Source organism: Pseudomonas vlassakiae, assembly GCF_014269035.2.
Classification (GTDB): domain Bacteria; phylum Pseudomonadota; class Gammaproteobacteria; order Pseudomonadales; family Pseudomonadaceae; genus Aquipseudomonas; species Aquipseudomonas vlassakiae.
Window position 1 is genome coordinate 1 of the sequence record NZ_JABWRP020000071.1, and the last position, 273, is coordinate 273.

At 51.3% G+C, this 273-nt stretch carries 2 tRNA genes; both read right to left on the minus strand.

The window, feature by feature from the left end:
* Positions 1-63: 63 nt before the first annotated feature.
* Positions 64-139 (minus strand) — tRNA-Ala (locus HU738_RS25830).
* Positions 140-160: 21 nt separating this feature from the next.
* Positions 161-237: transfer RNA gene (locus tag HU738_RS25835), tRNA-Ile, on the minus strand.
* Positions 238-273: the final 36 nt, after the last annotated feature.

Here is a 273-nt window from a genome sequence, read left to right on the forward strand (position 1 = left end):
CCAGAAATCAACATTCGATACGAATGCTCATTTCTGAATTTGATCAAGCAAGTAAGGCGTAAGTGGTGGAGCCAAGCGGGATCGAACCGCTGACCTCCTGCGTGCAAGGCAGGCGCTCTCCCAGCTGAGCTATGGCCCCGTGTACGGCTGAACTCTGTAATGGTAGGTCTGGGCAGATTTGAACTGCCGACCTCACCCTTATCAGGGGTGCGCTCTAACCAACTGAGCTACAGACCTATAACAGGGTCACTTTGCAACATCGTCTTTTACAAT